The organism is Streptomyces spiroverticillatus, from assembly GCA_014650415.1.
GTDB lineage: Bacteria > Actinomycetota > Actinomycetes > Streptomycetales > Streptomycetaceae > Streptomyces > Streptomyces spiroverticillatus.
Genome location: BMUX01000010.1, coordinates 272,210 through 290,463 on the forward strand (window position 1 = coordinate 272,210; position 18,254 = coordinate 290,463).

Consider the following 18,254-nt stretch of genomic DNA (forward strand, 5'->3'; position numbering starts at 1 on the left):
GTACCGCTCCGTTGACAAAACCGATACCTGGTAGAAACCTGTCTGCTCAGCGCTGCAAAAGATTGACGGATCTGCTCAATTTTTTGATTCTCGGCGTTCGCTATCCGATATCACCAGGCTCCCGGTCATCCCCCTCGCGCCCGAAAACCGTGCGGCGGGGCCGTGGTCGCGCGCCCAGGGAAGGGATCGAGAGAGCTTCATGAGTGAGAGAAACCGCTCGACGCGTGAGCGAAATCAGATGCACCAGAGACACCGCAACCGGCGGCTGCTCGCCGGGCTGACGGCGGCCGGACTGCTCGCGGGCGGCCTGCTGCCCGTGGCGGCACAGGCCGCCGAACAGCGGGCCGCAGCAGTGGGCGCCGCGCCGCGCGCACTGGAGGGCCCCAACCTCGCCCTCGGCCGCCCCGCCACCGCATCCGGCGCCCACGGCGCGTACCCGGCGGGCAACGTCACCGACGGCAGCCAGGCAACCTACTGGGAGAGCGTGTCCGGTGCTTTCCCGCAGTGGGTGCAGATCGACCTCGGCACCGCCACCGACCTCACCGAGGTGGTGCTCAAGCTCCCCGCTTCCTGGGAGGCCCGCACCCAGACCCTGAGCGTCCAGGGCAGCACCGACGGCACCGCCTTCAGTGCCCTGTCCGCCTCGGCCGGCCGCAGCTTCGCACCCGCCTCCGGCAACCGCGTGCCGATCGCCGTCACCGGCAAGGCCCGCTACGTACGCGTCCAGATCAGCGCCAACACCGGCTGGAACGCAGGTCAGTTGAGCGATCTGGAGGTGTACGGAAAGGACGGCGGGACCGGCCCCGGTGAGCCGCCCGCCGGTACCAACCTCGCCCTGCGCAAGCCCATCGAAGCCTCCTCCACCACCCAGAACTACGTCCCGGCCAACGCCAACGACGACAGCACCAGCACCTACTGGGAGGCGGGCGGCGCTTCCTCCACCCTCACCGTCAAGCTCGGCGCGGACGCAGACCTGTCGGGCGTCGTCCTCAAGCTCAACCCCGACGCCGCCTGGGGAGCCAGGACCCAGAACCTTCAGGTCCTCGGCCGGGCGGCGGGCGCGACCGCCTTCACCTCGCTCAAGGCCCGCGCCGACTACTCCTTCAGCCCCTCCGGCAACAAGAACACCGTGACCATCCCCGTCTCCGGCCGCTACGCCGACGTACGTCTCCAGTTCTTCGGCAATACCGGGGCGGGTGGCGGACAGGTCGCCGAGTTCCAGGTGGTCGGCGCGGCGGCCCCCGCCCCGGACCTCACCGTCGCCGACCTGACCTGGTCGCCCGCCGCGCCGTCCGAGGCAGACGCGGTCACCGTGGATGCGACCGTGCGCAACACCGGCACCGCTGCGTCCCCCGCCACCACCGTCGACGTCAGCGTCGAGGGAACCGTCGCGGGCAGCGCGGCGGTCGGCGCGCTCGCCCCCGGCGCCTCGGTGAAGGTGCCCGTGCAGGTCGGCAAGCGGGCCGCCGGGAGTTATACGGTGTCGGCGGTCGTCGACCCGACCGACACCGTCGCCGAACTCGACAACAGCAACAACGGCCGTACGGCAGCAGGGAAGTTGACGGTCGGTCAGGCTCCCGGTCCCGACCTCGACGTCACCGGCATCACCAGCAGTCCGGCGAACCCGGCGGTCGGCTCACCGGTCAGCTTCACCGTCGCCGTACGCAACCGGGGCAACGCGGCCGTCCCCGCCGGAACGGTCACCCGGCTGACCGTGGGCGGCAGCACCCTCAACGGCACCACCCCCGCCATCGCGGCAGGCGGCACCGCCACCGTCGCCGTCAACGGCAGCTGGACCGCCACCAGCGGCGGCGCGCCCCTGACCGCCACCGCCGACGCCACCGGCGTCGTCGCCGAGACCAACGAGAACAACAACACCTTCGCCCGCTCCCTGGTCGTCGGGCGCGGCGCTGCCGTCCCGTACACCGAGTACGAGGCGGAGGACGGCCGGTACAACGGCACCCTCCTGGAGTCGGACGCCCAACGCACCTTCGGGCACACCAACTTCGCCACCGAGTCGTCCGGCCGCAAGTCGGTCCGGCTGACCGCCACCGGCCAGTACGTCGAGGTCACCTCCACCGGCGCCGCGAACTCCCTCGTCGTACGCAACTCCCTCCCCGACGCGGCAGCGGGCGGCGGCCAGGAGGCGACGCTGAGCCTGTACGCGAACGGCCAGTTCGTCCGCAAGGTCAACCTGTCCTCCAAGCACAGCTGGCTGTACGGCAGCACCGACGACCCCGAGGGCCTCACCAACCGGCCCGGCGGCGACGCCCGCCGTCTCTTCGACGAGTCGAACGTCCTGCTCACCCAGACCTACCCGGCCGGCACCGTCTTCCGCCTCCAGCGCGACGCGGGCGACAACGCCTCCTTCTACGTCGTCGACCTGATCGACCTGGAGCAGGTCGCCGCCCCGTCCGCCAAGCCCGCCGAGTGCGCCTCCATCACCGCCTACGGGGCCGTCCCCAACGACGGCATCGACGACGCCGACGCCATCCAGCGTGCGGTGACCGCCGACCAGAACGGCGACATCCCCTGCGTGTGGATCCCGGCCGGCCAGTGGCGGCAGGAGAAGAAGATCCTCACCGATGACCCCCTGAACCGGGGGCAGTTCAACCAGGTCGGCATCCGCGACGTCACGATCCGCGGCGCGGGCATGTGGCACTCCCAGCTGTACTCGCTGATCGCCCCGCAGGACGCGGGCGGCATCAACCACCCGCACGAGGGCAACTTCGGCTTCGACATCGACGACAACACCAAGATCTCCGACATCGCGATCTTCGGCTCCGGCACCATCCGCGGCGGCGACGGCAACGCCGAGGGCGGCGTCGCGCTCAACGGCCGCTTCGGCAAGAACACGAAGATCAGCAACGTCTGGATCGAGCACGCCAACGTCGGCGCCTGGGTCGGCCGCGACTACTCCAACATTCCCGAACTGTGGGGACCCGGCGACGGCCTCGAATTCAACGGCGTCCGCATCCGCAACACCTACGCCGACGGCGTCAACTTCGCCAACGGCACCCGCAATTCGACCGTCTTCAACTCCTCCTTCCGCAACACCGGCGACGACGCGCTCGCCGTCTGGGCCAGCAAGTACGTCAAGGACACCTCCGTCGACGTCGGCCACGACAACCACTTCCGCAACAACACCATCCAACTGCCCTGGCGCGCCAATGGAGTTGCGGTGTACGGCGGTTACGGCAACACCATCGAGAACAACCTCATCTCCGACACCATGAACTACCCCGGCATCATGCTCGCCACCGACCACGACCCGCTGCCCTTCTCCGGCCAGACCCTGATCGCGGGCAACGGGCTGCACCGCACCGGTGGCGCGTTCTGGAACGAGGACCAGGAGTTCGGTGCGATCACCCTGTTCGCCCAGGGCCAGCCGATCCCCGGCGTCACCATCCGCGACACCGACATCCGTGACTCGACGTACGACGGCATCCAGTTCAAGACCGGCGGCGGCGAAATGCCGGGCGTCCAGATCAAGAACGTCACCATCGACAAGTCGAACAACGGCTCCGGAATCCTCGCCATGAGCGGGGCCCGCGGCAGCGCCACCCTCTCCGGCGTGACCATCACCAACTTGGCGCAGGGCAACGTCCTGATCGAGCCGGGCTCCCAGTTCGTGATCAACGGCGCGGCGGGAGCGCAGGGCTCGCGCCGCTGATCACCGTACGTACGACCCGAGTACGACCGGTGCGCCCGGCCCCTCCGCCGGGCGTACCGCCCCCCACCCATCCCACTGACGTGCCCTGCCGCGTGCGCGGCAGGGCCGAGATCGGGGACGTATGAGATCCCGTACGAGATCGCCGCAGCGCGTGGCGAGAAGCGTGCTCAGCGCCACGCTGGCCACCAGCCTCCTCCTGCTGGCCGGACCCCTCCTGACCTCGGCATCCGCCGCCGACGGACCCAACATCGCCGTCGGCGACCCGGCGTCGGCGAGCAGCTCCCACAGCGAGTACGGCGCGGCGAACATCACCGACGGCAACCAGTCCACGTACTGGCAGAGCGCGGGCAGCTCACTTCCGCAGTGGGCGCAGGTCGACCTCGGTGCGACGCAGCGGGTGGACGAGGTGGTCCTGAAGCTCCCGGCCGGCTGGGAGCAGCGCAATCAGACCCTCGCCGTGCAGGGCAGTGCCGACGGCACCAGCTTCACCACCCTCAAGGCGTCCGCCGCGTACACCTTCGCGCCGGGGTCCGGCAACACCGTCACCGTCGGCTTCCCCGCGACGCAGACCCGTTTCGTGCGGATCGCGATCAGTGCCAACACCGGTTGGCAGGCGGGGCAGTTGTCCGAGTTGGAGGTGCACGGTGCGGGCGAGTCCTCGGTCAACCTGGCCCGGGGCAAGACCTTCACCGCGAGCAGCCAGACCGAGGTGTACGCACCCGGAAACGCGGCCGACGGCAACAAGGCCACCTACTGGGAGAGCCGCAACAACGCCCTCCCGCAGTGGCTCCAGGCCGACCTCGGCGCGTCGGTGCGCGTCAACCGCGCGGTCCTGCGCCTCCCCGACGGCTGGGGCGCACGGACCCAGACCCTGAAGCTCCAGGGCAGCACCAACGGCTCCGACTTCACCGACCTCACCGCCGCCAAGGCCTACACCTTCGACGCGGCGGGACAGAACTCCACCAGCATCTCCTTCGACGCCACCACGACCCGCTACGTCCGGGCCCTGATCTCCGCCAACAGCGTCCAGAACGCGGGCCAGTTGAGCGAGCTGGAGGTCTACGGCCCTGCCACCGGCGACACCCAGGCCCCCACCGCCCCCGCGAACCTCGCCTACACCGAGCCCGCGACCGGCCAGATCAAGCTCACCTGGGGCGCCTCGACCGACAACACGGCCGTCACCGGCTACGACGTCTACGCCAACGGCACCCTGCTGACCTCGCTCGGCGCAGGTGTCACGACGTACACGGACAACCGCCCGGCCTCCGCGACCGTCAAGTATTTTGTACGGGCCAAGGACGCGGCCGGGAACGAGTCGGCCAACAGCAACACCGTCACCCGCACCGGCGACACGGGCGACACCCAGGCCCCGACGGCCCCCGCGAACCTCGCGTACACCGAGCCCGCGACCGGTCAGATCAAGCTGACCTGGGGCGCGTCCACGGACAACAAGGGCGTGACCGGCTACGACGTCTACGCGAACGGAGCCCTGCTGGCCTCGGTCGGCGGCACGGTCACGACGTACACCGACAACCGCCCGGCCTCGGCGACCGTCAGTTATTACGTACGGGCGAAGGACGCGGCCGGGAACCAGTCCGGCAACAGCAACACCGTGACCCGCAACGGCACCGGCACCGGAGGCGGCACCAACCTCGCCGTCGGCAAGCCGATCGTGGCCTCCTCGGTGATCCACACCTTCGTCGCGGAGAACGCGAACGACAGCAATACGGCCACCTACTGGGAGGGGACTGGGCACCCCGCCACCCTCACCGTCAAGCTCGGCGCGAACGCCGACGTCGACCGGCTCGTCCTCAAGCTCAACCCCGACTCCGCCTGGGGCCGCCGCACCCAGACCATCGAGGTGCTGGGCCGCGAGCAGAGCGCGTCCGGCGTCACCTCGCTGGTCGCCGCCAAGGAGTACGTCTTCGATCCGGCGAGCGGGCAGAACACCGTGACGGTGCCCGTGGGCAAGCGGGTGGCTGACGTGCAACTGCGCTTCACCGCCAACTCGGTCTCGGGGGCAGGCCAGTTGGCAGAGTTCCAGGTGATCGGCGTGGCCGCGCCCAACCCGGATCTCGAAGTCACGGGGCTGACCGCCTCGCCCGCATCGCCCGTCGAGACGGACACTGTCACCGCCTCCGTGACCGTACGCAACAGCGGTCCCGCCGACGCCGCCGCCAGCAAGGTCGCGGTCCGGCTCGGCGGCACCAAGGTCGCCACCGCGCAGGTCCCGGCCCTCGCGGCGGGCGCGCAGGCCACCGTCACGGCCTCGCTCGGTCAGCGCGAGGCGGGATCGTACGAACTGAGCGCGGTCGCCGACGACGGCAACGAGGTGCTGGAGCAGAACGAGAGCAACAACACCCTCACCAACCCCAGCCCGCTGGTCGTGAAGCCGGTCGCCAGCGCCGACCTGGTCGCCGCGTCCGTGACCACCACCCCGTCCTCCCCGGCCGCCGGGGACGACGTCACGTACAAGGTGACCATCAAGAACCAGGGCACCGTCGCCTCCTCCGGCGGAGACCACGCGGTCACCGTCACGCTGACCGACGCCAAGGGCGCGGTCGTCAAGACGCTCACCGGCAGCCACTCCGGGGCCATCGCCGCCGGTGCGACCACCGCGCCGGTCTCGCTCGGCACCTGGAAGGCCGCCAACGGCTCGTACACGACGAAGATCGTCATCGCGCCGGACGCGGCCGAGCTGCCGGTCAAGAGGGACAACAACACCTCCACCCAGCCGCTGTTCGTCGGGCGTGGCGCGAACATGCCGTACGACATGTACGAGGCGGAGGACGGCACGGTCGGCGGCGGCGCGCAGGTCGTCGGGCCCAACCGGACCGTCGGTGACATCGCGGGCGAGGCCTCGGGCCGCAAGGCCGTGAACCTGGACGCGACCGGCGAGTATGTCGAGTTCACCACCAGGGCCAGCACGAACACCCTGGTCACGCGTTTCTCCATCCCGGATGCACCGGGCGGCGGCGGCATCGACTCGACGATCGACGTCTACGTCAACGGCGTCATGAAGAAGGCCTTCCCGCTCACCTCCCGCTATGCCTGGCTGTACGGGAACGAGACCGCCCCCGGCAACTCGCCGGGTTCGGGGGCTCCCCGGCACATCTACGACGAGGCGCACCTGATGCTCGGCGAGACCGTCCCGGCGGGGGCGAAGATCCGGCTCCAGAAGGACGCCGCGAACACCTCGACGTACGCGATCGATTTCGTGAACACGGAGCAGGTGGCGCCCGTCGCGAACCCGGACCCGGCGACGTACACCGTGCCCGCAGGTTTCGGCCACCAGGACGTGCAGAACGCGCTCGACAAGGTGCGGATGGACACGACGGGGAAGCTGGTGGGGGTCTACCTGCCGCCGGGCGACTACCAGACGTCCAGCAAGTTCCAGGTGTACGGGAAGGCGGTCAAGGTCGTCGGGGCCGGGCCCTGGTACACGCAGTTCCACGCGCCCGCCGGGCAGGAGAACACGGACGTCGGGTTCCGTGCGGAGGCGGCGGCGAAGGGATCGTCCTTCTCCAACTTCGCGTACTTCGGGAACTACACCTCGCGGATCGACGGACCGGGGAAGGTCTTCGACTTCTCGAACGTGTCGGACATCGTCATCGACAACATCTGGAACGAGCACATGGTCTGCCTCTACTGGGGCGCGAACACCGACTCGATGACCATCAAGAACTCCCGCATCCGCAACATGTTCGCCGACGGCGTCAACATGACCAACGGGTCGACGGACAACCTCGTGACCAACAACGACGCCCGGGCGACGGGCGACGACAGCTTCGCGCTGTTCTCCGCGATCGACGCGGGCGGCGCGGACATGAAGAACAACGTCTACGAGAACCTGACGTCGACGCTGACCTGGCGGGCCGCGGGCGTCGCCGTGTACGGCGGCTACCGCAACACCTTCCGCAACATCCACATCGCCGACACCCTGGTGTACTCCGGAATCACCATCTCCTCCCTGGACTTCGGGTATCCGATGAACGGCTTCGGGACCGAACCGACGGTCTTCGAGAACATCTCGGTGGTCCGCGCGGGCGGGCACTTCTGGGGTGCGCAGACCTTCCCCGGCATCTGGGTGTTCTCCGCCTCGAAGGTCTTCCAGGGGATCCGGGTGAACCACGTGGACATCGTCGATCCCACCTACAGCGGGATCATGTTCCAGACGAACTACGTCGGCGGGCAGCCGCAGTTCCCCATCAAGGACACCGTCTTCACCGATGTGTCCGTGACGGGGGCGCGCAAGAGCGGTGACGCCTACGATGCGAAGTCTGGCTTCGGTCTGTGGGCCAACGAGCTGCCGGAGGCGGGCCAGGGGCCGGCCGTCGGCGAGGTCGTCTTCAATGGGCTGCGGCTGAGCGGCAACGCGGTGGACATCCGCAACACCACCTCGACGCTGAAGATCGTCAACAACCCGTAGTGGAAGCCCTGAAGGGTGTTTCGGCATCCTCCAGGAGCTGTCCGCGACGGGTGTGTCGGCCGTCCGCTCAGCGCACTTCGGTTGTCCGAATAGCGCAAGCGCCTTGCAGCGCTTGCGCTATTCTTGCGCCCATGACGCGACGACTTGCTCAGGTAGCGAAAAAGGTTGGGGTCAGCGAGGCCACGGTCAGCCGGGTGCTCAACGGCAAGCAAGGGGTGTCGGAGGCGACCCGGCAGTCGGTGCTGACCGCACTGGACGTGCTCGGGTACGAGCGGCCGACGCAGTTGCGGGGGGAACGGGCGCGGCTGGTGGGGCTCGTGCTGCCGGAGTTGCAGAACCCCATCTTCCCGGCGTTCGCCGAGGTCATCGGCAGTGCGCTGGCCCAGCAGGGGCTCACCCCCGTGCTGTGCACGCAGACCAAGGGGGGCGTCTCCGAGGCTGATTACGTGGATCTGCTGCTCCAGCAGCAGGTGTCCGGAGTGGTCTTCGCCGGAGGGCTGTTCGCGCAGGCGGACGCCCCGCACGACCACTACCGGCTGCTGGCCGAGCGGCAGATCCCCGTGGTTCTGATGAACGCCTCCATCGCGGGGCTCGACTTCCCCTGTGTGGCCTGCGACGACGCGGTGGCCGTCGAGCAGTCGTGGCGGCACCTGGAGTCGCTGGGGCACGAGCGGATCGGCCTGGTGCTCGGCCCCGCCGACCACATGCCGTCCCGGCGCCGGCTGAAGGCCGCCGAGCAGGCCGCGGGCGGGTCGCTGGGGGACGAGTTCATCGAGCGGTCCATGTTCTCGCTGGAGGGCGGTCAGGCCGCCGCGACGCGGCTGCTGGAGCGCGGGGCGACCGGCATCGTGTGCGCGAGCGACCCGCTGGCGCTGGGGGCCGTGCGGGCCGCGCGTCGGCTGGGGCTGCGGGTGCCGCAGGACGTGTCCGTGGTCGGATACGACGACTCCGCCTTCATGACCTGCACCGAACCGCCCCTGACCACGGTCCGCCAGCCCATCGAGGCGATGGGGCGGGCCGCCGTCGAGCTGCTGATCCTCCAGATCCAGGGCAGCGACGTGCCGCACAGTGAGCTGCTCTTCGACCCGGAGCTGGTGGTGCGCGGCTCCACGGCGCAGCCCTCGGGAGTCACGGGGGCCGCGAAGTGAGTCCTTCCGGAGTCGACGGGGCTGCGAAGTGAGTCCTTCCGGAGTCGGCGGAGCCGCGAAGTGAAGCCCCGTGACGGTCACGATCTGACGTCGTTCTGCCTCTGAACTCCACCTGGCTGTCAATCAATTACGAAATCTACGCGACATCTTGCGTCCACTTGTTCGCGGTGGTTGAGTGAGCGGCGCCCCACAACGCATCGGCGGTGGGGCGCCTTCCACGTTCATGCCCGAAGGGGTCCACCCATGAGAAGTGCTCGGTTCCGTCGCGCCCGCACTGCAAGCGCCATGACGCTCGTCTCCGCCCTGACGCTCACCGCCCTCGCCGCCTGCGGCACGAGCAGCAGCAAGGACGACGACCCCGGTTCGGGTTCCCAGGGCAGCGGGAACTCGGACCCCGCCGCCCCGCTGGACCCGAAGACCAAGGTCACGATCTCCATCGACTGCATGCCCCCGACGGCGAAGGCGGCCGAGCTGAAGGAGTGGAAGGAGGACGTCGCCGCGTTCAACAAGACCTACCCGAACGTCACGATCCAGGGCCGCTCCACCGCCGGCCAGTGCCTGGAGCCGCCGCGCTTCACCGCGATGCTCAAGGCCAAGTCCCAGCCCGACGTGTTCTACACGTACTTCACCGACCTGCCCCAGGTGCTCGACAACGACGGCGCGCAGGACATCACCGCGTTCGTCAACGACAAGTCGGTGCCGCTGCTCAAGGACATCGACCCGAACGTCCTCAACTCCCTCAAGCGGGACGGCAAGTTGTACGGCCTGCCCACTAGCAACTACACGATGGGTCTGCTCGTCAACCGCAAGCTCTTCCAGCAGGCGGGCCTCAACCCCGACACGCCTCCCCGTACATGGGAAGAGGTCCGCGCCGCCGCCAAGAAGATCGCCGGGCTCGGCAATGGCATCGCCGGCTTCGGCGAGTACAGCGCCACCAACCAGGGCGGCTGGCACTTCACCGCGCAGATGTACAGCGTCGGCGGCGACATCGTCGACCCGAGCGGCAAGAAGGCCGCCTTCAACACCGACCTCGGCAAGCAGGTGCTGAAGAACCTCCACGCCATGCGCTGGGAGGACGACAGCATGGGCAAGACCCAGCTGCTCAAGTGGGGCGACCTCCAGAAGATGGTCACCACCGACAAGCTCGGCATGTACCTGGCCGCGCCCGACGACATCCCGTACATGGTCCAGCAACTGGGCGCGAAGTACGAGAACTTCGGGATGGGCCCGATCCCCGGCGAGAAGAACACCCTGGCCGGCGGCAACAACTACATGATCAAGAAGGGGATATCCGCCGACAAGGTGAAGGCGGCCGTCGCCTGGCTGAACTTCAAGAACCTCTCCGTCGGCAAGGGCCAGTTCGACTGGGCCCGCACCAAGGCGGACAACCTGCCGGTCGGCATCCCGCAGCCCAACTTCTGGCTCAACGAGTCCAAGAAGACGGACGACGCGGCCCGCGTGAAGGACGCCACCATGCCGGTCGCGAACTTCAAGACCTTCATGGACAACCCCGTGCAGGGCAAGGCCGAGCCGCCCAAGGCGCAGGAGATCTACAAGATCCTCGACAACGTGATGTCCGGAGTCCTCACCAACAAGGACGCCGACGTCGACAAGCTCCTGGCCACGGCCGAGTCGCAGGTCAACCAGATCCTCGGCGGCTGACGGCCCCCCGCCCGGCCGGGGACGGGCCGCACCCCCGTCCCCGCCCGGCCCCGCACCGTACGCACGCATACGCACGCACGAAGAACCGGCACCCCCGCACCGAGGAGCAACGATGTCGGCCCCCAGCCTCACCCCGAGCAAGACGGGCAACTCCCTTGAGGTGCAGCCACGTTCAGCTCGACCCGGACCGCAGGGCGGACGTCTCGCCCGAAGTCTGCGCCGCAACCTCACCGCCCACGGCTTCCTCGTCGGCGCGGTCGTCTGTTTCGCGCTCTTCTCCTGGTACCCGATGGTCCGGGAGTTCCTGCTCGCCTTCCAGAAGACCGAGGACGGCACGGTCAGTTGGGTCGGGCTCGACAACCTCGTCACCGTCTTCAACGACCCGGCGTTCTGGCAGGCCTGGCGCAACACCCTGATGTTCACCCTGCTCGCGCTGGTGCTCGGCTTCGCGGTGCCGTTCGTCGTCGCGGTCACCATCAACGAATTCCGGCACGGCAAGGGCTACTTGAGGATGCTCGTCTACCTTCCGGTGATGCTGCCGCCGGTCGCCTCCGTGCTTCTCTTCAAGTACCTGTACGACCCGGGGTACGGGCTCCTCAACGAGGTCTTCGACGCGTTCGGGCTGCCCGCCCAGCAGTGGCTCCAGGACCCGGACGTCTCGCTGCTCGCGGTCGTCGTCGCCTCCACCTGGATGAACATGGGCGGCGCGACCCTGATCTACCTCGCCGCACTCCAGGGCATACCCGGCGAGCTGTACGAGGCGGCCGAGCTGGACGGCGCGGGACTGCTGCGCAAGATCTGGCACGTCACCATCCCGCAGACCCGACTCATCCTGTCGCTGATGCTGCTCATGCAGGTCATCGCCACCATGCAGGTCTTCGTGGAGCCCTTCCTGCTCACCGGCGGCGCAGGTCCCGAAGGGTCCACCACGACCGTCGTGTACCTGATCTACCAGTACGCCTTCAGCTTCAACAACTACGGTGCGGCGGCCGCCCTCGGCCTGCTCCTGCTCGTACTGCTCGCCGGTTTCTCGGCGGCGTACGTGAAGCTCAGCCGCGCCGAGGACGAGTAGGGAACGGGGAGACACGCCATGTCGACACGCACGCTCATCTCACCCGCCCAACTCGCCCGCCCGCGCGGCAAGTTGGTCTACTGGATCGTCTTCGCCGTCATCGTCGGCGGTTTCACGCTGGTCTTCCTCGGGCCGCTGTACTGGCTGGTCTCCAGCGGCTTCAAGAACCCGCAGGAGGTCATCCAGACCCCGCCCACCCTGGTCCCCGGCTCCTTCGAGCCGGCCAACTACACCCGGGCGTGGGAGGTCATGGACCTCGCGAAGCTCCTCTTCAACACCCTCTACTACGCGTTCGGCGCGCTCGCCTTCCAACTCGTCCTGGACGTCGCCGCCGCCTACTCGCTCTCCAAGCTCCGGCCGGTCTTCGGCAAGGCCGTCCTCGGGATGATGCTGGCGACGCTGATGATCCCGGCCACCGTCCTGGTCGTACCGCAGTACCTGACCGTCCTGGACGTACCCGTCGTGGAGCGCAACCTGCTCAACTCGCCGTGGGCGATCTGGCTGCCGTCCGTCACCAACGCCTTCAACATCTTCCTGCTGAAGCGCTTCTTCGACTCCATCCCGGGGGAACTCCTCGACGCGGCCTCCATCGACGGCGCGAGCCCGATGCGCACCCTGCGGTCGATCGTCCTGCCGATCTCCCGGCCGATCCTCGGCGTGGTGTCCATCTTCGCGGTCGTCGGCGTCTGGAAGGACTTCCTCTGGCCGATGCTCACCCTGCCCGACCCGGCGAAACAGACCCTCAACGTCGGCATCTACTCGCTGTCCAACGGGGTCCCCGTCAACGTGCTGATCGCCGCCCTCACCATCGCGTCGATCCCCACCCTGCTCATCTTCCTGATCTTCCAGCGGAACATCATGAGCGGCCTCACCGCGGGCGGCCTCAAGGGCTGAGCGCCCGTCCGGCCGCTCCACGCCCGCCCGGCTCCTCTTGGACCGCCCCATTCCTCGCACGACCGCGCCGCCGGGCAGGCGGCGCGGTCCGACCTGCCCGAAAGGACCTTCACGTGGCAGACGCCCTCCCGTCCCGCAGCACCCCCTGGTGGCGCGACGCCGTGATCTACCAGGTGTACCCGCGCAGCTTCGCCGACGGCGACGGCGACGGCACCGGGGACCTCGCGGGGGTCCGGGCCAGACTCCCGTACCTCTCCCGACTCGGCGTCGACGCCGTCTGGTTCACCCCGTGGTACGTCTCCCCGCTGGTCGACGGCGGGTACGACGTCGCCGACTACCGTACCGTCGACCCCGCCTTCGGCACCCTCGCCGAGGCCGAGAAGCTCATCGCCGAGGCCCGTGAACTCGGCATCCGTACGATCGTGGACATCGTCCCCAACCACGTCTCGGACCAACACTCCTGGTTCCGGGCGGCGTTGGAGGCGGGCCCCGGAAGCCCCGAGCGCGAGCTCTTCCACTTCCGCCCCGGCCGCGGCGAGCACGGCGAACTGCCGCCCAACGACTGGCCGTCCCAGTTCGCCGGCCCCACCTGGACCCGCGTCCCCGACGGCGAGTGGTACCTGCACCTCTTCGCCCCCGAACAGCCCGACCTCAACTGGGCGCACCCCGCCGTCCGCCAGGAGCACGAGGACGTGCTGCGCTTCTGGTTCGAGCGGGGAGTGGCAGGTGTACGGATCGACTCCGCCGCCCTCCTCGCCAAGGACCCGGCGCTGCCCGACTTCGTCGAGGGCGTCGACCCCCACCCGTACATCGACCAGGACGAACTCCACGACATCTACCGGGCGTGGCGGCGGATCGCCGACGAGTACGGGGGCGTGTTCGTCGGCGAGGTCTGGCTGCCCGACGCCGAGCGCTTCGCCCGCTACCTGCGCCCCGACGAACTCCACACCGCCTTCAACTTCAGCTTTCTCGCCTGCCCCTGGGACCCGGAGAAGCTGCGGCGCTCCATCGACGACACGCTCGCCGAGCACGCACCCGTCGGCGCCCCGGCGACCTGGGTGCTGTGCAACCACGACGTGACACGCACCGTCACCCGGTACGGGCGTACGGACACCGCCTTCGACTTCGCCACCAAGACCTACCGCACCCCCACCGACCTGGCCCTCGGCACCCGCCGCGCCCGCGCCGCCGCCCTGCTGACGCTGGCCCTGCCCGGCAGCGCGTACCTCTACCAGGGCGAGGAGCTCGGGCTCCCGGAGGCGGACATTCCGCGTGACCGGATCCAGGACCCGATGCACTTCCGCTCGCAGGGCGTCGACCCCGGCCGGGACGGCTGCCGGGTGCCGCTGCCGTGGGAGGCCGACGAGCCGTACAGCGGTTTCGGGTCGACGGCCGAGCCCTGGCTGCCGCAGCCCGAGGGCTGGCCGGCGTACGCGGTGGACCGGCAGGACGTCGACCCCGGCTCGATGCTGGCCCTCTACCGGGAGGCGCTGCGCATCCGGCGGAGCGTGCCCGGCTTCGGCGACGGGCCGATGGAATGGCTCGACGCACCGGGCGACGTCCTCTTCTTCTCGCGTACGGAGGGGCTGTGCTGCCTGGTCAACCTGGGCGCGGCGGCGGTGGACCTGCCCGCCCACGGCGAGGTGCTGCTGAGCAGCGGGCCGCTGGACGCGGAGGGGCGGGTTCCGCAGGACACGGCGGTGTGGCTGCGCGGGTGAACAGGACACGGCGGTGCGGCTGTGGGGGTGAACAGGACACGGCGGTATGGCTGCGCGGGTGAAGAGAGGTCGTCGGAAGCCCCGGGGCGTAGGGTCGTCCCGATTCCGTCCGTCCGATTTCATCCGAAACGTGAACCGGCGAGGTGTGGGTGTCAGGCGAACTCTTCCGGCCCGAAGCAGGCGGCCCTGCCGCAGTGGTGGAGGGCCTCGCGGGCTGGGTCCCGCCCCGCACGGTGGCCAACGACGCGCTGCCCGCCGCCTGGGAGGTGGACGACGCCTGGGTCCGCCGCCGCACCGGCATCGGCGAACGCCACTGGGCCGACCCCGGCACCTCCACCGGCGACCTCGCCCTCCGTGCGGCGGCGCGCGCACTGGACGTCGCCGGGAACCCGCGCGTCGACGCGGTGCTCCTGGCCACCTCCACGCCCGACCGGCCGATGCCCGCCATGGCCCCGCAACTCGCCGCCTGGCTCGGCCTCGGACCCGTCGCCGCGTGGGACGTCTCGGCCGCGTGCAGCGGATTCGTGTACGGCCTGGCCAGTGCGGCCGGAGTGCTCGCCTCCGGCATCGCGGATCGGGTCCTGCTGGTCGCGGCCGAGGTGTACTCGACCCTGATCGCACCGGACGACCGCAGCGCCGGCGTCGTGTTCGCCGACGGCGCGGGGGCCGTGGTGCTCCGGCGCGGTGAACGGGGCGAGCCCGGCAGCCTCCTCGGCTTCGACCTCGGCAGCGACGGCGGCGGCCACGACCTCATCGAGGTCCCCGGCGGCGGCGCGCTGGAACGCTCCGAGCCGAACCGTTTCGCCCCCGGCGACCGGTACTTCCGGATGGACGGGCGCGAGGTCTACCAGCACGCGGTCCGCCGGATGACCGCCTCCTCGCAGGCCGTGCTCGGCAACGTCGGCTGGTGCACCGAGGACGTCGACCACTTCGTCGGTCACCAGGCCAACGCGCGCATCCTCAGTGCGGTCGGCGAGCGCCTCGACCTTCCGGCGGCACGGCAGATCACGAACATCGAGCGGGTCGGCAACACCGGGGCCGCCTCCATCCCGCTTGCCCTCGCCGACGCGGCGGCGCGCGGCCAACTCCGGCCGGGCGCCCGTGTACTGCTGACCTCCTTCGGCGCCGGACTCACCTGGGGCTCGGCCGCGCTGACGTGGCCGGAGCTGGGCAAGGTGGCGGACGTCGCGGTGACGGACGTTCCGTAAGCGCTGCGTCAGCGGGAGGGCAGCATCCAGTGGCCGCCCGTGCTCCAGCCGAGGAAGCGGTGTGCGCGGCCGTCGTCCGCCGTGCCGTCCGCGTCGAACTCGCCGCCGTTCGCGACGAGCCGGAGTCCCGCGACCGCCGGGGCGAGGCGGGCGGAGACGTGCTCCGGACAGCGTCCGGACCGGTCGTGCAGCTCGGAGAGCACGCGGTCCTGCGTCGCCGGGTCGCACAGCGACAGGTGGAAGAGCATGTGCCGCCATGCGTACGCCGCGTCCTTGATCGTGGGAAGCGGCCAGGAGTTGCCCTCCACCCGTGCCGTCAGGCGGCACACCGTCGCGAAGCAGCGCAGGGCCAGCACGTCCCAGCTGTCACCCGGGTCGATCGACACCCGGTGCACGAGGGTGGCGAGGTTGTGAGTGGTGAGGATCTGCGCCTGCTCGATCACCTTGCCGTTGGCCGCCACCGACCAGGAGTGAGCGCTGTCGCCACCGGCGCGGGCAGTGCACAGGGCGGCGAAGTCGGGGGCGGTGCGGCGGGTGCGCTTGTCGGAGGCAGTGCGGCGGTCGCTCTTGCCGGGGGCGTCGCGCAGCGCCGCGTAGTCGATGCCGTAGTAGCGCGCGTACAGCGTGCCCTCCAGCAGCTCGCCTGCGACCTGCGCCGCCTTCAGGAACTTCGGGCTGAAGGTCCCCATGAAGATGTCCGCCGCCAACTCCTCCACGAGCGGAGCGTCCAGCTCCGCCTGGCGGGCCAGCACCGACAGTTCCCGTACGAGCGGATTGGGCAGCAGTGTGCCGGGGAAGGCACGCACGGCCGTCCCGCCCAGCTCGCGCAGCGCGTCGAGGGCGGCGTCCGCGTTCGGATTCCGGTGCGCGGACACCGCCCGTACCCAGGGCAGTTCGTCCACCCGTACCTGGTGCTCCAGGTTGAGCAGGAGCAGCGAGCGCCGGTTGCGGAACGCGCGGTAGGTGGCCGCCGCGAGTGTGCGCAGTGTTCCGTCCTCGTACGTACGGGCCGTGGTCGCGGCCACCAACTGCGGGACCAGCTCGGCCAGCACCTCGGCGGACGGCACCAGCTTCCGCCCGACCAGCGTGGCGAGCGGCGCGCTGAGCGTGCCCTCGACCACGCGGCGTACCGGAGCGGGAAGCAGGGCGCCCGCAGGCAGCCCGGACTCCTCGGCCTCGCGCGCACTCACCGCCGCGACCAGCGGCGCGGTGTCCTCGGCGCCGGTCTCCTGGGGGAGCACGGCGAGCCGCCGCGCGGCCAGGTGGGCGAGCGCATGGTGCGGGGGCAGCGACGCCTGGGCGGCCTGGACGGTGCGCAGGGCGCTGTGCCGCTCGGAGCCGGGCAGGCCGCGCTTGCGCACCATCGACTCGACGGCGGTACGGAGCAGACCTTCGCGGCGCGCGTCGAGCGGACGGCGGGCGGAGAGCTCCGTGAGCGCGTCGACGAGGATGCCGACGTTCCCCTTCGGGTCGCGGTGCTTGGTGCAGAGCGTGTGCTCGGCGGCGAGCGCCCGGTAGCGCTTGAGGAGGGCGTCGCCGTCCGCGTACCAGTCGTCGTCGGGGGTCCGGAGCCAGTGCGCGAGCAGCTCGTCGGAGAACGGGTTCCAGACCGTGAGGGCCTCGCGCTGCGTCTCCACCGCCGTGTTGGGGAGCCGGGCCTCCAGCCGTCCGCGGGCGTCGGCGACCGTGCGCCGGTGCACCAGATCGGCGCGGCCCGCCGGGACGGCGGAGGGACGCGGCAGGAAGCGCAGCGTGTCGACGTACGGAGAAAGGACCTCGACCAGGTCGGTGGCGGAGTCGACGTCGTCCGCCCGCACCAGCCACGCCAGCGTCAGCAGCGCGGCCTCCTCGGGCACCGTCACCTCGTAGCGACCGCTGTCCAGCAGGGCGAAGAGCGCGTCGAGACCGGGCTCGGTGAGGGCGTGCGCGAACAGCGCCCCGCGTGTCGCGGGCACGCCCAAGTGCCGGGCGGCCTCGGTCTCGTACGGCAGGAGAGGACCCGAAGCACTGGCCGTACCCGTCGCGAATCCGCCACGCACGACCTCGGGGGTCACCCACGCGGGAAGGCCGCGGACCGGGGTGCGCGAGCCGATCGACAGCCGGCCCTCGGCGATGCCCGACAGCACGGCCCGCCAGCGCTCGCCGCGCGCGGCGGCGCGGGTGCGGGTGGCGGCGTCGGGGTGCGTGCCCGCGGTGGCCAGGGCCTTGGCGAGCTGGCCGGAGGCGTAGGAGAGGTTGACGGCGACGGGGCGCGAGGGCTGCTGGTCAGCGTTGGTGTCCATGGCCGACGTGGCGGGTTCCGCCCCCGCGCCCTCCGGGTAGGAAGCCCGGCGCTCTGACTGCTGAGCTACACGTCGATGTGCAGCGACGGTAGGGGAGACCGTGGGCGGCCTCAACAGATTTTTGCGCCGGGGTGAGACGGGGGCGCCAGTATGTGGACCGCTGTGAAC

9 protein-coding genes and 1 tRNA gene are annotated in these 18,254 nt (G+C 70.1%); 8 read left to right on the top strand and 2 right to left on the bottom strand.

Features of this window, described 5'->3' with window-relative positions; translation table 11 throughout:
• Positions 1-238 precede the first annotated feature (238 nt).
• From IE269_RS26345 to IE269_RS26380, 8 genes are all read left to right on the top strand, one after another.
• Positions 239-3,673, top strand: a complete 3,435-nt coding sequence (locus IE269_RS26345; protein WP_189825622.1) for a CARDB domain-containing protein — start codon at positions 239-241, stop codon at positions 3,671-3,673.
• 121 nt (positions 3,674-3,794) lie between these two features.
• Positions 3,795-8,102 carry a discoidin domain-containing protein gene (locus IE269_RS26350; protein ID WP_189825623.1) on the top strand — a complete coding sequence of 1,436 codons (4,308 nt, stop codon included), beginning with the start codon at positions 3,795-3,797 and terminating at the stop codon, positions 8,100-8,102.
• A 131-nt stretch (positions 8,103-8,233) separates the two neighbouring features.
• Positions 8,234-9,250 carry a LacI family DNA-binding transcriptional regulator gene (locus tag IE269_RS26355; RefSeq protein ID WP_189825624.1) on the top strand — a complete coding sequence of 339 codons (1,017 nt, stop codon included), beginning with the start codon at positions 8,234-8,236 and terminating at the stop codon, positions 9,248-9,250.
• Positions 9,251-9,493: 243 nt separating this feature from the next.
• Positions 9,494-10,912 (top strand): extracellular solute-binding protein, encoded by a 1,419-nt coding sequence (locus tag IE269_RS26360; protein WP_189825625.1) that lies wholly within the window; start codon positions 9,494-9,496, stop codon positions 10,910-10,912.
• A gap of 112 nt (positions 10,913-11,024) precedes the next feature.
• A complete protein-coding gene (locus tag IE269_RS26365; RefSeq protein WP_189825626.1) occupies positions 11,025-11,984 on the top strand; it encodes a carbohydrate ABC transporter permease in 960 nt (319 codons plus the stop codon).
• A gap of 18 nt (positions 11,985-12,002) precedes the next feature.
• Positions 12,003-12,878: a carbohydrate ABC transporter permease gene (locus IE269_RS26370; protein WP_189825627.1), complete on the top strand. Its 876-nt coding sequence runs from the start codon at positions 12,003-12,005 to the stop codon at positions 12,876-12,878.
• A 113-nt stretch (positions 12,879-12,991) separates the two neighbouring features.
• On the top strand, positions 12,992-14,596 hold the full coding sequence (locus tag IE269_RS26375; RefSeq protein ID WP_189825628.1) for a glycoside hydrolase family 13 protein: 1,605 nt from the start codon (positions 12,992-12,994) through the stop codon (positions 14,594-14,596).
• Positions 14,597-14,745: 149 nt separating this feature from the next.
• The gene (locus tag IE269_RS26380; protein ID WP_229898237.1) at positions 14,746-15,804 is read left to right on the top strand and encodes a beta-ketoacyl-ACP synthase 3; all 1,059 of its coding nucleotides are present in this window, start codon (positions 14,746-14,748) and stop codon (positions 15,802-15,804) included.
• Between the two features lie 8 nt (positions 15,805-15,812).
• On the opposite strand, the gene IE269_RS26385 is transcribed toward IE269_RS26380, so the two are convergent.
• Positions 15,813-18,086 (bottom strand): hypothetical protein, encoded by a 2,274-nt coding sequence (locus IE269_RS26385; protein ID WP_189825629.1) that lies wholly within the window; start codon positions 18,084-18,086, stop codon positions 15,813-15,815.
• A tRNA-Gly gene (locus tag IE269_RS26390) sits at positions 18,086-18,161 on the bottom strand. The genes IE269_RS26385 and IE269_RS26390 overlap by 1 nt, the downstream gene beginning before the upstream one ends.
• Positions 18,162-18,254 lie beyond the last annotated feature (93 nt).